The organism is Paenibacillus nanchangensis, assembly GCF_046543445.1.
In the GTDB taxonomy this organism is placed as follows: domain Bacteria; phylum Bacillota; class Bacilli; order Paenibacillales; family Paenibacillaceae; genus Paenibacillus_AQ; species Paenibacillus_AQ nanchangensis.
On the sequence record NZ_JBHOFD010000009.1, the window covers coordinates 50,107 to 64,468 of the forward strand.

Genomic DNA, 14,362 nt, shown 5'->3' on the forward strand with positions numbered 1-14,362 from the left:
TGGCAAGAAATTTGCCAAAATCCGGTTTACCGGAACAATCTAGGATTGACAAAAAATAGGATTCCGTTATACTGAAGCTACTCTTACATAAATTCCCTCCTAGACATGCTCCAAAAGTTATAGCGCTTTAACTTTCGTACTCTCCTTATTCCTTCATAAGAAAGGACCAACCTTATGAAAGTGAGTATTTATGACGTGGCGAAACGTTCGGGTTTGTCGGTCGTGACAGTGTCCCGGGTGCTCAACAAAGATCCGTCTGTACGCGAAAAAAACAGGCAAAAAGTGCTGCAGGCGATGAAAGAGCTCGCTTATCATCCCAAGGCGGCCGCCCGCAGTCTTGCCAAAGGCCGAACCGGATTAGTCGGGATGATGATTTCCACGCTGGACGATTCCTTTTTCGATGAAGTCACCAAAGAAATCAGTCACCAATTAGCGGAACGAGGCTACTATTTGACGTTGTCCATTGTTTCCGGTGAAGAAGAAGACCGGTCCTCCATGTTTTTTCATGAAGACCATGTTGACGGCGTCATATTGTTATCCCCAATGAATGAAATCAGCACCACGCTCCAGCTGAACGAACGAAACATCCCCTACGTGCTGATCGATCACCAATTTCCCGCACCTTCCGTACCAACCATATCGGTAGATAACTATGCAGGCGCCATCATGGCCGTAAACCATTTAATTGAGCTTGGGCATCAAGCGATTTCTTTGATTGGCGGTCCTGAAATATTCCTCAGCAGCCGGGAACGGGAGCGGGGGTTCCGTGATGCAATGGAGCAGGCAGGCCTAACCCCTTTCTCGATCGAGCCGGGTGACTTTCAAATTGCTTCGGGACAAGCCGCGGCGGACCGCTGGATCGCAGCCGGCAAAATCCCAACCGGCGTGTTTGCCGCCGATGACCACATGGCTTTGGGCGTGATGGATGTCTGTAAATCTGCAGGTATTCGCATCCCTCAGGATTTATCGATTGTTGGCTTTGACGATCAGCTGTTTGGATCGCAGTTCCGGCCTAAGCTGACGACGGTTCGCCAGCCGGCTGAGCGGATCGGCAGAAAAGCCGTCGAACTGCTGCTTGAACGGATTGAGAAGCCTGACGGTAAGGAGGGGGAGGAACCTGCAGATCTTGTTTTGACTCCGGAGCTGGTTATCCGTGAGTCGACTTCCTGCCCCGGCACGCCGGACAGGAAGGGAGGTGGTGAGACGGCTTAACCTGCAGATTTTTTTTAACCTTGTCTTGAGGAACTCTGGATTTAGCGCAAGTCATTTTAGAGCTAAGAATGGAGGAGAAAAAATGACATGGTTTAAGAAAGCAAAGGTGCTCGTTGCAGCGACACTCTGTCTGGTTATGCTTCCTGTAGGCACCGCCTTCGGCGCCGGCGAAAATCGTCCCTTCCCGCAGCATACCACGTACACATCCGGAACCATTAAACCGAACCACGTTACCCAAAGCGCGATGGACAATGCGGTAAAGAGCAAATGGAACACCTGGAAAAACAATTATCTTAAGCCCGCGGGGACCGGAAAATATTACGTGAAATATAACGACCAGGGGCAGACGGTCTCCGAAGCCCATGGTTACGGCATGCTTCTGACGGTTCTTATGGCCGGTGCGGATTCCAATGCAAAAACCTATTTTGACAGCCTGTACCGGTACTACAAAGCGCATCCAAGCACAAACAACCCGTATCTGATGGCATGGAAACAAAACAGCAGCTTCCAGAATATTGAAGGCGAGAACTCTGCTACAGACGGTGATATGGATATCGCTTATGCTATGCTTTTGGCTGACAAGCAGTGGGGGAGCAGCGGCAGCATCAATTATCTAAGTGAAGCAAAATCCATGATTAACGCCATTATGCAGAGCGATGTCAACCAATCGCAGTGGACATTAAGGCTGGGCGATTGGGCAACAAGCGGTGAAGATGATACCGCCACGCGGCCTTCCGATTTTATGCTCAACCATATGAAGGCCTTCCGGTCGGCAACAGGGGATGCCCGCTGGGACAAGGTGATTAACCAATCTTATTCGATTATCCAGACCATCTTTAACAACAATAGCAGCAATACCGGCTTAATGCCCGATTTTGTCCTCTATTCCGGCGGGAATTACGTCCCTGCTTATCCTGAATTCCTGGAAAATGAACTGGATGGGGGCTACTACTACAACTCCTGCCGGACGCCTTGGCGGATCACAACCGACTACTTGATCAGCGGCGACAACCGGGCATTGAGCCAGCTAAACAAAATGAACAGCTGGATCAAATCCAAAACCTCCAACAATCCTTCCTCCATTAAAGACGGCTATACCTTAACAGGTACAACAAAAGGCAGCTATAACAGCGGCGCGTTTTACGCTCCTTTTGGGGTCAGCGCGATGACCAGCTCATCCAATCAGACCTGGCTGAATGATATTTGGACCAAAACGGCAGGCAGCCCCAAAGAAGATTATTATGAGGACAGCATCAAGCTTTTCTCCATGATCGTGATGTCGGGAAATTGGTGGACTTATTAAGCGATTTACCTGGTTTTATTGTTAGTATCTGAATGGGCGGCAGCCTCTGTTATGATAGCTTGCAGGAGAGGGGAGAACAGACGTTTTAGACGTTTGTTCTCTTACTTTTTTCGTTCAGGACAATTTATATTTCACATAATAATCATCGTAAACCACAAATTTTTGATTTAGCGGTCTATACCCCTTTTGCAGCAATGAAGTTATGCGTTCGGAAGCGTGGGCGATTGACTTTGTAAGAATGGCGTCCACATTAAACAATTCAAAAAAGTTCTCTTCGACAATATCTAAAATTTCATTTATTACAGGTTGAGCTTCATATTTACTCCTAAGATCTATTCTTAAAAGCCCATAATGGTCAAATTCATCATCTGCTGTCCTGTGGAACATTTCAACAGTTCCCATTTTTTCGTCCGTTTCATTTGTAGTAAGGGTCCATCTTACAAAGCATTTAAGGATGTAGGAGTCATTCCAAAAGCTTATCGTCTTTTTCATCTTCTCGATCGTATCATAATGAAAATTGTCCCCGTTGCAATTATCGGAGTTAAACAATGGAACGGCTTTCAAATCCGAATAACAAAGCAGTAAATCAGCCGCATCCTCTTCATGGGTTTGTTTGAAGGAAACCCGTGTTTTTTGGTATGAGGGACATTCTTCATAAACATCAACCATAAATGTAACCCGCCCGTCTTGATAAACTTTTCACATACACAAACATATGTTCCTTGTTTGGCTATTATAAAGCATGCATGCGGAACATTCAATCCATAAAATCTTTCAGAAATTTGTGATAATAAAAAAGGCAATTGACTGCAATCAGCCAACTGCCACATTTATAAGGGTCGATATTTCTTGAGGTTTGCACCTTAGAAGAGGAGCAAGGGATATGTATTCAAGTTCTTTATGATTGCAACAAGGAAGAAGTAATGATACAATGAAATATGATTGTGCATATGGTGAAGACAGAATTACCTTATCTTATACTTTAATACTATCATGCCCGTAATCTGTTGTCAAATGTTTTTTTCAAATTTATGAGTTAGGGGAGATTGGAATGAGCGCTTTGGTTCTCGGCTTCCAGGAGATCGAAAAAACGCAGTTTTACCTCGTTGGCGGCAAGGGTTTCAATTTAGGCGATTTATCAAAAATCAAGGGATTGAATGTACCCGAAGGTTTTTGCGTGACCACTGCGGGTTATCAGCAGGCCATCGAACATAACGAAAGTTATCATGCGTTATTGGACCATTTGACTGCACTAAGCGTAGAAGACCGAGACCAAATTAGCGAGACGTCGCAAAAAATTCGGCAGCTCATTATGAAGGCAAAGATTCCCTCCGAAGTGGCGGAAGCCGTTACCCGCTACCTCTCCCGGTATGGCGAGGAACAGGCCTACGCCGTACGCTCCAGCGCAACGGCCGAGGATCTGCCGTATGCGTCTTTTGCCGGTCAACAAGACACCTTTTTAAATATCATTGGCCAAGAAGCCATCCTGAAACATATCAGCAAATGCTGGGCGTCCCTGTTTACAGACCGTGCGGTGATTTACCGGATGCAAAACGGATTCGATCATAAACTAGTTCGTTTAGCTGTGGTCGTACAAAAAATGGTTTTTCCGGAGGCTTCGGGCATTATGTTTACGGCTGATCCCATCACCTCCAACCGTAAGCTGCTATCGATCGATGCAAGCTTTGGCCTTGGGGAAGCGCTGGTTTCCGGCCTGGTTTCGGCCGACTGTTATAAAGTCCAGGAAGATGCCGTCGTCGATACCAGGATAGCGGCAAAAACACTGGCAGTTTATGGACGCAAGGAAGGCGGGACCGTAACGCAGCAGATCGGCGCGGATCAGCAAAAAAACCAAACGCTTACGGAGCAGCAAATTCTGCAGTTGGCCCGGCTTGGGAGACAAATCGAAGCTTATTTCGGGCAGCCCCAGGATATTGAATGGTGTTTGGCCGGCAGCATCTTCCATATTGTCCAGAGCCGTCCCATCACTACGCTGTACCCCATTCCTGAAGCCAATGACCAAGAAAATCACGTCTATGTCTCCGTTGGCCACCAACAGATGATGACCGATCCGATTAAGCCGTTAGGGTTGTCCTTTTATATGTTAACGACCCCTGCCTCTATGCGGACAGCAGCCGGAAGGTTGTTTGTCGATGTAGCTCCCATATTGGCCACACCTGCAGGCAGACATGGAATGTTAAACACGTTGGGCCAATCCGATCCGCTGATCAAAGACGCGCTTACAACGGTCATCGAACGCGGCAATTTTATAAAATCGCTGCCAGATAGCGATGCTGCTCCCAAACCCGCAGGCAGTAACCTGGATATCCTGGCACAGTTCAACAGCGATCCGGCCATTGTGCCGGCTCTGATTAAGCGCAGTCAAGAATCGCTTGAGCAACTGAAGCAGGATATCCAGTCCGTGTCGGGAACGGCATTGTTTGATTTTATCCGGGAGGATATCCAGCAGCAGCTAAAGAAAATCTTGTTTGCCCCGGAAAGTTCGAAAGTCATCATGGCCACCATGCAGGCGTCCGCCTGGATTAATGAAAACATGAATGCTTGGCTTGGCGAAAAAAACGCCGCAGATACACTTGCCCAATCTGTGCCGGACAATATCACGTCGGAAATGGGGCTGGCGCTGCTGGATGTTGCGGATGTAATCCGCCCCTATCCCGAAGTCATTCATTATTTGCAGCATGTGAAAGACGATCATTTTTTGGATGGTTTGGTCCGGTTAAGTGGAGGGCAGGAAGCTTATAATGCGATTAGCGGCTATCTCCATAAATACGGCATGCGCTGTGCCGGAGAAATCGATATTACCAAACCGCGGTGGAGTGAAAAGCCGGCCGCTTTGCTCCCTGTAATCCTCAGCAATATCAAAAACTTTGAGCCGCACGCCAGCAGCCGGAAATTCGAGCAGGGACGCCAGGAAGCGTTAGACAAGAAACAGGAACTGTTGGAAAGGTTGAAACAGCTGCCGGACGGCGCACAAAAAGCTGAAGAGACGAAACGGATGATCAGCATCATCCGGAATTTCAGCGGGTACCGGGAGTATCCCAAATACGGCATGATCAGCCGCTATTTTGTCTACAAGCAGGCACTATTGAAAGAGGCAGAGCAGCTGGTACAAGCGGGCGTGATCCATGATAAAGAAGATATTTATTATCTCACGTTTGACGAATTGCAAGCAGTAGTGCGCACAAATGAGCTGGATCACCGGATCATCCGCGAACGTCAGGAGGCGTACAAATTATACGAAAAGCTTACGCCGCCGCGTGTCATCACATCAGATGGCGAAATCCTCACAGGCCGGTACAACCGGGACGGTCTTCCCGCGGGTGCCATCGCAGGACTGGCTGTTTCTTCCGGAGTGATCGAAGGGCGGGCGCGTGTGATTTTGAATATGGAGGACGCTGATCTGGAAAGCGGGGATATATTGGTCACGGCTTTTACCGATCCCAGCTGGACGCCATTGTTCGTATCGATAGCCGGCCTGATCACCGAGGTGGGCGGACTGATGACCCATGGCGCTGTAATTGCGCGCGAATATGGCCTGCCGGCTGTTGTCGGGGTAGATGACGCCACTAAACGGATTACCGACGGCCAGCGGATTCGGGTGAATGGAACGGAAGGGTATATTGAAATACTGGAATAGCTGGATGCTCAAAAAAAAGAGGGCATGACGCCGGAACAAACATCAGGTTCAAGTCCCATGCGGGCTTGAGCCTTTTTTTTGTGATAAACTGGACTGTAATATGCAGCTGACTAACCAGGCGCCAACTGGACAACAACACCAGGACGGACATGGCGCAGACCGGATCAGGAGGATGAGGAATGAGTTTTGTTGCGGTGAAAAACGAATACAAGCGCTACAAAATGGGCGACAATGTGATCGTCGCCAATGACGGAATTGATTTTGAGATTAACCAAGGCGAGTTTGCGGTGATTGTGGGTCCCAGCGGCGCCGGCAAATCGACGGTGCTGAATATATTGGGCGGCATGGATTCGGCCGACGAAGGCCAGGTGATTGTGGATGGTACCGATATCGCCAAATATAACAGCAAGGAGCTGACCGGCTACCGGCGTAATGACGTGGGTTTCGTATTTCAGTTCTACAACCTGGTGCCCAATCTGACCACACTGGAAAATGTCGAACTGGCTTCGCAGATTTCCCCGCGCGCGCTGGATGCGCGCAAAGTGCTGGAGGATGTGGGCCTGGGGGAACGGCTGAATAATTTCCCGGCCCAGCTGTCAGGCGGGGAACAGCAGCGGGTGGCCATAGCCCGGGCACTGGCCAAACAACCGAAGCTGCTGCTCTGCGACGAGCCGACAGGAGCGCTGGACTACAATACCGGTAAGCAGGTCCTGAAGCTGCTGCAGGATACGTGCCGCAACACAGGGACGACGGTAATCGTCATCACTCACAATCTGGCGATTGCGCCAATGGCCGACCGGGTGATCGAAATAAACAACGGCAAGGTACGGAAGATGGTTGTCAATCCTTCGCCGCTATCTGTTGACGATATCGAATGGTAAGGAGCGGCCGAGATGAATAAACGGGCATTATGGAAGGATATTTTCCGGGAGATCGGGCATACCAAAGCCCGTTTTATCTCTATATTTGCGATCATTATGCTGGGCGTCTGCTTTTTCTCCGGCATCAAGGCGGCCGGACCGGATATGCTGGACACTGCCAGCAGCTTTTACCAGGATACCCGGCTGATGGACCTAAAGGTGCAGAGTACCTATGGTCTAACCGAAGAAGATATTGCACTGCTGAAGACGGTGCCGGAGACCGATGTTGTCCAGCCGGGGTACAGCGCGGATGTGTTTGCCGGGGATAACGGAGATATTCTTAAGGTTTTTTCTTACAATACGGAGAAGCCGCTTAATCAGTACCGCTTGTTGGACGGGCGTCTGCCGGAACAATCCGGGGAGATTGTACTCGATGATGTGCTGTCCGGCGAATACAAGCTGGGCGATAAGGTGAAATTCAGCGGGAACAAGGAGGATACCGGTGCAGAGGAAAGCTTCAAGAAGCTGGAGTACACGGTAGTTGGCTTTGTGCGCAGTCCCCAGTTTATTGAGAAAAGCAACCGCGGAACCAGCACGATCGGCAAAGGAACGGCTGACGCGTTTGCCGCCATTCCGGAATCCGATTTTAAGCAGCCGGTTTATACGGAAGCTTATCTATCCTTTAAGGATGCGGCAGGGATAAAAGCCTACAGCGCGGAATATGAGTCCCTGATGGAGCAGCATACCCGTGCTGTGGAGCAGGCGATGTCGGGCGTACCGGAAGCGCGGCTGTCCGAGCTGCGGTCCGAAGCGGAAGCAAAGCTGGCTAAAGGCCGTGCGGAGGTGGCTGCAGCCGAGCAGCAAATCGCGGCAGCGGCGCAGCAGCGGGCGCAGGAGAAACAGGCTGGGGCCCAGCAGAAAGCCCAAGGCCAACCGCAGGTACAAGCGGAAAACGCAGAGGTTATGGTCAAAAAGCTGGCGGAGGCAAAAGAGAAGCTGGCCGAAGGCGAACGGCAGCTGGCGGCGCTGGAGTTGCCCAAAATCTATGTGACTGACCGCAGCGCAAATCCGGGGTATGCGGAGTATAAAGACAATGCGGACCGTTTGTCGGCGATTGCGAGCGTGTTCCCTGTGTTCTTTTTCCTGATAGCCGCACTGGTGAGCTTAACGACGATGACGCGGATGGTGGAGGAACACCGGCTGCAGATCGGAACACTAAAAGCACTCGGTTACGGCAACAGCGACATCATGGCCAAGTTCCTGGTGTATGGCACAATCGCCAGCTTGGCGGGATCGGCGGTCGGCCTGGCGGTTGGCTTCAGCGTGCTGCCTGTTATCATTTTCAACGCGTACAGCTCGCTTTATAATTTGCCGGATCTTATCAAAAGCTTTTATCCTTCGTATTCGGTCATTTCCGTGATTGTGGCGCTGGTCTGCACCACGCTGACCGCCTGGTTTGCCGCCCGGGTTGAGCTGCGTGCCAACGCCTCCATCTTGATGCGTCCGAAGGCGCCGAAAAGCGGCCAGCGGATTGTGCTGGAGCGAATCACATGGGTATGGAAACGGCTCAGCTTCGCTCACAAGGTAACCGCACGCAACCTGTTCCGCTATAAACAGCGGATGTTCATGACGGTGTTCGGCGTAGCTGGCTGTACGGCATTGATTCTGACGGGATTTGGCCTTAAGGACTCCATCGGCGGCATTGCGCCGCAGCAGTTTGGCGCGATTATGAAATACGATGCGCTTGTAGCGCTCCATCCTGATGCGGACGAAGCTGCGCAGAATTCCTACGAACAGCTGCTTGCGGACAATCCCGAAATAACCGGGACGCTGGATGTAGCGCAGGAAACTATGACCGCTCGCGCAAAAGGAGTTAATGACCAGGATGTAAATCTGTTTATTCCGGCAGCTACGGATTCCTTGCCGGATTTTGTGCAGCTGCGTGACCGGGTGAGCGGGGAAGCCGGGGAACTCACGGAGGAAGGGGCGGTCATATCGGAGAAGCTGGCCAAGCTTTACGGCATTTACCCGGGAGACAACCTGACGCTGGTAAACAGCAAAAATGCCTCTTTTGACGTTCATGTTACGGGCATCTCGGAAAACTATGTGCTGCACTATGTCTATATGACGCCAGCGTATTATACCTCCGTGTTCGGAAAGGAGCCGGTTTTCAACACTACGCTGCTGAATTATACTGCACAGGACAGCGCTTGGGAGGACCAGTTCGGCGAACAGCTGACGGAAAATGATCGTGTGGCCGCGGTCAGCTTCTCCAGCAGCATAGGTTCGGCATTTGATGAGACGATGAAAAGTATGGATGTGGTTACATTGGTGCTGATTGTATCCGCGGCGGCATTGGCTTTTGTCGTCCTCTATAATCTGACCAATATCAATGTGTCCGAACGTATCCGCGAGCTGTCGACCATTAAGGTGCTGGGCTTCTATGACAATGAAGTGACGATGTATATTTACCGGGAAAATATCCTGCTGACCCTGCTTGGCATAGCGGCCGGCTCTGGTCTCGGCATCGTGCTGCACAGCTATGTCCTGCAGACGGCCGAGTTGGATGCAACCATGTTCGCTCCCATTATCCATTGGCCGAGCTATATTTATGCAGCGCTTTTAACCATGGTGTTCTCTGGCATCGTCATGGCATTTATGCACATCAAGCTTAAGCGAATTCACATGATTGAAGCGTTGAAATCGGTTGAATAAAAGCGGTAAGAGATCAAGCCCCTCCGGAAGGTGAAGTGCACCCGCGCGATAAGGGAATATCAAAATAAAATATGAGCTATCACTTTACACAGGATACCGCCCTATTGGACAAGATGGGCGGTATTTTTGTATCTGGAGCCGGTTAGTGAAAATCTTTTTCTACTGCTGTTGCAATAGCTTAAATTCGTTTCTATAAAAGTCAATCAAGCCGTCCCACTTCATCCATGCAAGCTCTCTGGATAAGGCGCTGCGGTCTACATTCAGATACTCGGCCATCTCTTCTCTATCAAAGGGTATAGTAAAAGTTTCTGTTCCTGTTTCACGCATAACTCTTGTTAAATAAGTTAAAACCTTGTCCCGAATAGTAGGCATAATCAGACAATCATTCCGGTCATGCAGTTCTAACGCCCGTTCTGCAACACTATCAAAAAGATTTCCAAGTAATTGCTCGTGTGCCATACAAAACTTCGTACAACGGCTCAATATGCTTTGGATAGGAATAAACAGAACCTCAAGCGGTTCTATTGCCTTTACAGACATCGGGCATCTTCTTCCACGGCTGGCCGCTGTCAAAACAGCGGTATATCCGCCTGGATAATGGAGGGAGACAATAATTTGTTTTCCCGTGATGCTCAATTTCGTACTTTGAGCGCTCCCCTGCAAAATGATGCCGACATCATCAACTACATCGCCCTCACGGACAACCATCTCATCTTTTGCATATTCTTTCTGTGTGGCTGACAGACATTTAAGCATTTGGGGAATGTCATTTGGGGAAATCCCCGAAAATAAACGTGATTGACATAGGGAATCTAAGTTATTCATGAGAGGCTTCTCGTTGCACGTGCAACATCCTTTTTCTTTTTACTATACTATATTAATCATACATACACATGCGATTTAGTCACCTTGTCTAAGGTCAGAATGGAGGAAGAATAATGCAAGGGAAAGACAATTCAATAAAAGCGAGAAATCGGTTGTTAGCATCAAAGGTTATTAAAAATCTGCAAAACAGAAAATTTGAGGCATATTACTGTGATAACGCCATAGAAGCTGTAGAAAAGGCACTATCCTTTATTCCGGAACATTCTTCGGTATCATGGGGCGGGTCAGCCACGCTTGAGGAGATCGGGCTTCTTCATCGAGTACGTCAAGGCAGCTATATAATCACTGATCGTGATACAGCGCAAACAATGGAGGAACGTTATGAACTCATGCGGCAAGCTCTTTTGTGCGATACCTATTTAACCAGCTTTAACGCCGTTAGCGAAGATGGTATATTGGTCAATATCGACAGTGGGCAATCGAACGGCAGCGATTACCTTTGGACCGAAAAGTGTTGTTGCTCTTGTTGGGATGAATAAGGTTTGCAAGACCGCTGAAGACGCAGTGATAAGAGCCAGAACCTATGCGGCCCCCATTAATGCATACCGCTGTTCGAACTCGTCCAGCCCGTTTTTACATTCGCCGCAAAAAACGCCCTGCCTGATTAATGGTGCTTGCGGCGATTGTAAAACAGATGATTGTATCTGTTCTTACATTGTCCAAACAAGAATGTGTAAAACAGCGGGGAGAATAAAGGTGATCCTTGTTGGTGAATCTTTGGGATATTGAAAGCTTCACTTACCATTCTCAAACTGAATTAAATGTTAACGAGATGACTGGACAGCCGGCTTGAACTTGAATCTTCCAGCAGTTCAAAGCTATGATAGAATTCGACCGGTAACGGAAAAGACAGAGCGCAATTCTCAGATAAGGAGTGCTGGTGTGAAGCTGAACGAGTTTTATGCGGGACAGACTTTTACTACCCAATCGATTGAAATTACAAAAGAGAGCCTGACCCAATTTGCGGCCGAATTCGATCCGCAGTATATGCACTTGGATGAAGAAAAAGCAAAAGCAGGGCGATTTAATGGGATCATTGCTTCCGGCATTCAGACGATGGCTGTTTCGTTTAAGCTGTGGGTTGAAACTGGCAGCTATGGCGAGGATATCATTGCCGGAACTGCAATGAATCATATTAAATTTATCAAGCCGGTATATCCCGGGGATGTGCTGCATTGCCTGGTTAATGTAATCGAAATTAAAGAAAAGAGAAACGAAACAGGGCTCGTTACAGTAAGGCTGACCACGTTTAATCAAAATGACGAGCAGGTATTTGAAGGGGAACTAACCGTTTTGATCAAAAAATAAACCAAGCGGAAAAGGAAGGTAAACTCAGGATGCCGGAATCCATGCAGCAATTCAAAGCCACGGGGGAACATGTCAAAATCCTCGGGCGGACTTATTTTTATCAAGACGTGCTGTGGCTGGCTCTTTCGGGCGGCGGCGCGGAGTTTTCGTTTTATGGCAAAAAAGCGAAAATTACCTTAAAAGGGGATGACGTAGCCTCCAGCAGCCCAAACCCGGCCCGGATGGGAATCTTCGTAAACGGAAAACGGATCATCGACGAACAACTGAACAAGCCGCTTACAACGTATACGGTATTTGAAAGTGATACAGAGCAAGAGGTAACCGTGAAGGTTCTTAAACTGTCCGAGTCGGCGATGTCTACTGCGGGGATACAAGCGATCATTGTTGACGCCAAGGATGGAATCAAACCAACGCGGAGCAGCAGCCGGATGATCGAGTTTATCGGCGACTCCATAACCTGCGGTTATGGGGTGGATGTTGAGCAGGAGCTTCATTCTTTTTCCACGGCTACCGAAGATGTCACCAAGACTTATGCGTACCTGGCCGCCCGGGAGCTTCAAGCCGATTACAGCATGGTGTGCTACAGCGGATACGGCATCATAACCGGCTATACCGAAAACGATCAGAAGCTGACCACTCATTTACTCCCTGATTATTATAAGAAAGTGGGGAAGTCTGAAGGAAAATTTGACGGAACATTGCGGCCGCAAGACCTGGAGTGGGATTTTAACAAGATTGTGCCGGATCTCATCGTCATCAACCTTGGAACCAACGATGATTCCTACACAAAAGAGGACGCCGGGAAGCAAGAGGAATATGCCCGGGAGTATGCCAAATTTCTGAAAATGGTTAGACACTGCAACCCTCAGGCCGAAATTCTGTGTGCGCTGGGAATCATGGGAGACAGATTGTACCCATATGTTGAACTAGCAGTTCACATGTACAAGCAGGAAACAGGCGACAAAAGAATTTCGGCCATGAAGTTCGACGTGCAGCTCGCCGCAGACGGTTACGCGGCCGACTTCCACCCGTCTCAAGCTACGCATCGCAAAGCGGCGGACAAACTCGCAGCACATCTAAAAGAGCTTATGCAGTGGTAAGGGTTAGGTGCGCCTGAAAATATAAACGGCATTTTCTTCGGATGGCGGCAGGATTAGGGAAGACAAATGGTCGTCTATCTCCATGGAAAAATGATCAAGTTGGGTGTAAGTCTCGAAATCGCAGGTATACGCCGGACTTCGTGTACCGATCACAATGTAAAGATCAACGGATTCCGTCCGAAAAACATGCTTCTCATAATTGTTTTTAGGCACAGGCCAGGAACAGATGACCGCTTTGGGATTGTACTTGTGAAGAGCGGCTTTGGCATCTGCTTGTTCCACGAAATCCGGGTAATTTATGTAATGGCTCCAGCTGTAGTCATCGGTCGCTTTGCAGTCAATATGCTGCACTTTACATAAGCAACTTTTTATATTTATGCGCCTCATTATAGAAGAACAAAAATACAAATAGCGGGTGAGATCTCCGTGAAAAAGAAGCATTGGAAAAATGTGTATGTTTTTTTATTTGCTTTATCTATGCTGTTCCCTGTAGGGGCTCAAACTTTACATGCGGCTTCCAAGTATGTCGAGCTCGAATTGCAGTGGGCAGATGGCCGTACAAATCGTATTCAGACTCTTTATAAAGACGGAGTAACTTATGGAAGCTTTTACACACTGGGCAGCGGAGCAAGTCTTCGGTGGGGTTTGGAAGACGGTAACAAGCCGGTTCTATATGGGCATCAAAAGCGAATCGTTATCCAAAAGGGCAGTACGATTGCTGAAGTAGACGGGCGGAAAGTGGACATGGGCAGAGAACCCCTCTCGTACATCAGCCATCTTTATGTGCCGATCCGGTTCCTCGCTTCCGCTTTGGACGGAAAGGTGGCCGCCAGTGACGCCAAAACGGGCAAGGTAACCGTGACGGGACTCCATAATTACACGGATACTTTTACAGGCGGCATGATGGGGTACTCCTACAGGATTCAAGCGGAAAACGGGGACTTGGAGATTACGAATGTATACACAGGACAAAAAACTACGGTTCCGCTGGGTCTGAAAGACATCGATGTGAACACCCATAATCTTACTCTAAACTTTGAGTGGAGCCCCAAAAATTTACTTGTTGTAAAAGTGGAACATACTGACCGGAAGACCGGCGTCTATGATCTGTATACATTGTTGTTCAAGAACCAAGGGCTGGTGCGCAAATCCGCCGCTCACGGATTAACGGAACCTGTCGAAATCTTGAAGCCGGACGGGACCATTCAGCTTATTGATGACAAAAGCATACGTATTATCGAGGATGACAGCGGAAAAGTTCTTCGTGTGACGCCGCGATAAAACGATAGGACAAAAGCAAAAGCCCAGGGAATCCCCGGGC

At 48.8% G+C, this 14,362-nt stretch carries 10 protein-coding genes and 1 pseudogene; 9 read left to right on the plus strand and 2 right to left on the minus strand.

Features of this window, described 5'->3' with window-relative positions; all coding sequences use genetic code 11:
* The first annotated feature begins 174 nt into the window (after positions 1-174).
* Positions 175-1,212 carry a LacI family DNA-binding transcriptional regulator gene (locus tag ACE6ED_RS08765; RefSeq protein ID WP_410826737.1) on the plus strand — a complete coding sequence of 346 codons (1,038 nt, stop codon included), beginning with the start codon at positions 175-177 and terminating at the stop codon, positions 1,210-1,212.
* Positions 1,213-1,294: 82 nt separating this feature from the next.
* Complete coding sequence (locus tag ACE6ED_RS08770) at positions 1,295-2,515, plus strand: glycosyl hydrolase family 8 (protein WP_410826738.1); 1,221 nt, start codon at positions 1,295-1,297, stop codon at positions 2,513-2,515.
* 114 nt (positions 2,516-2,629) lie between these two features.
* Here the strand turns inward: ACE6ED_RS08770 and ACE6ED_RS08775 are convergent, their stop codons facing one another.
* The gene (locus ACE6ED_RS08775; RefSeq protein WP_410826739.1) at positions 2,630-3,184 is read right to left on the minus strand and encodes an N-acetyltransferase; all 555 of its coding nucleotides are present in this window, start codon (positions 3,182-3,184) and stop codon (positions 2,630-2,632) included.
* A gap of 382 nt (positions 3,185-3,566) precedes the next feature.
* Between ACE6ED_RS08775 and ppsA the strand changes: the two genes are divergently transcribed.
* The 3 genes from ppsA to ACE6ED_RS08790 all read left to right on the plus strand — a co-directional run bounded on the left by ppsA (position 3,567) and on the right by ACE6ED_RS08790 (position 9,748).
* Positions 3,567-6,173 (plus strand): phosphoenolpyruvate synthase, encoded by a 2,607-nt coding sequence (gene ppsA / locus ACE6ED_RS08780; protein WP_410826740.1) that lies wholly within the window; start codon positions 3,567-3,569, stop codon positions 6,171-6,173.
* A gap of 179 nt (positions 6,174-6,352) precedes the next feature.
* Positions 6,353-7,054 (plus strand): ABC transporter ATP-binding protein, encoded by a 702-nt coding sequence (locus tag ACE6ED_RS08785; protein ID WP_410826741.1) that lies wholly within the window; start codon positions 6,353-6,355, stop codon positions 7,052-7,054.
* A 12-nt stretch (positions 7,055-7,066) separates the two neighbouring features.
* The gene (locus ACE6ED_RS08790; RefSeq protein WP_410826742.1) at positions 7,067-9,748 is read left to right on the plus strand and encodes an FtsX-like permease family protein; all 2,682 of its coding nucleotides are present in this window, start codon (positions 7,067-7,069) and stop codon (positions 9,746-9,748) included.
* Between the two features lie 159 nt (positions 9,749-9,907).
* Here ACE6ED_RS08790 and ACE6ED_RS08795 read toward each other — a convergent pair whose 3' ends face one another.
* Positions 9,908-10,573: a Crp/Fnr family transcriptional regulator gene (locus ACE6ED_RS08795; RefSeq protein ID WP_410826743.1), complete on the minus strand. Its 666-nt coding sequence runs from the start codon at positions 10,571-10,573 to the stop codon at positions 9,908-9,910.
* 113 nt (positions 10,574-10,686) lie between these two features.
* Between ACE6ED_RS08795 and ACE6ED_RS08800 the strand changes: the two are divergent.
* The 4 genes and pseudogenes from ACE6ED_RS08800 to ACE6ED_RS08815 all read left to right on the plus strand — a co-directional run bounded on the left by ACE6ED_RS08800 (position 10,687) and on the right by ACE6ED_RS08815 (position 14,322).
* Positions 10,687-11,362: pseudogene (locus ACE6ED_RS08800) on the plus strand (lactate utilization protein).
* 153 nt (positions 11,363-11,515) lie between these two features.
* On the plus strand, positions 11,516-11,941 hold the full coding sequence (locus ACE6ED_RS08805) for a MaoC family dehydratase (RefSeq protein ID WP_410826826.1): 426 nt from the start codon (positions 11,516-11,518) through the stop codon (positions 11,939-11,941).
* Between the two features lie 41 nt (positions 11,942-11,982).
* On the plus strand, positions 11,983-13,041 hold the full coding sequence (locus ACE6ED_RS08810; RefSeq protein WP_410826744.1) for an SGNH/GDSL hydrolase family protein: 1,059 nt from the start codon (positions 11,983-11,985) through the stop codon (positions 13,039-13,041).
* A 426-nt stretch (positions 13,042-13,467) separates the two neighbouring features.
* Positions 13,468-14,322 (plus strand): stalk domain-containing protein, encoded by an 855-nt coding sequence (locus ACE6ED_RS08815; RefSeq protein WP_410826745.1) that lies wholly within the window; start codon positions 13,468-13,470, stop codon positions 14,320-14,322.
* The last annotated feature ends 40 nt before the right edge of the window (positions 14,323-14,362 follow it).

Coding starts and splice junctions, on each gene's coding strand:
- ACE6ED_RS08770 (WP_410826738.1), top strand. CDS start 1,295: ATGACATGGTTTAAGAAAGCAAAGGTGCTCGTTGCAGCGACACTCTGT.
- ACE6ED_RS08785 (WP_410826741.1), top strand. CDS start 6,353: ATGAGTTTTGTTGCGGTGAAAAACGAATACAAGCGCTACAAAATGGGC.
- ACE6ED_RS08795 (WP_410826743.1), bottom strand. CDS start 10,573: ATGAATAACTTAGATTCCCTATGTCAATCACGTTTATTTTCGGGGATT.
- ACE6ED_RS08790 (WP_410826742.1), top strand. CDS start 7,067: ATGAATAAACGGGCATTATGGAAGGATATTTTCCGGGAGATCGGGCAT.
- ppsA (WP_410826740.1), top strand. CDS start 3,567: ATGAGCGCTTTGGTTCTCGGCTTCCAGGAGATCGAAAAAACGCAGTTT.
- ACE6ED_RS08765 (WP_410826737.1), top strand. CDS start 175: ATGAAAGTGAGTATTTATGACGTGGCGAAACGTTCGGGTTTGTCGGTC.
- ACE6ED_RS08775 (WP_410826739.1), bottom strand. CDS start 3,184: ATGGTTGATGTTTATGAAGAATGTCCCTCATACCAAAAAACACGGGTT.
- ACE6ED_RS08810 (WP_410826744.1), top strand. CDS start 11,983: ATGCAGCAATTCAAAGCCACGGGGGAACATGTCAAAATCCTCGGGCGG.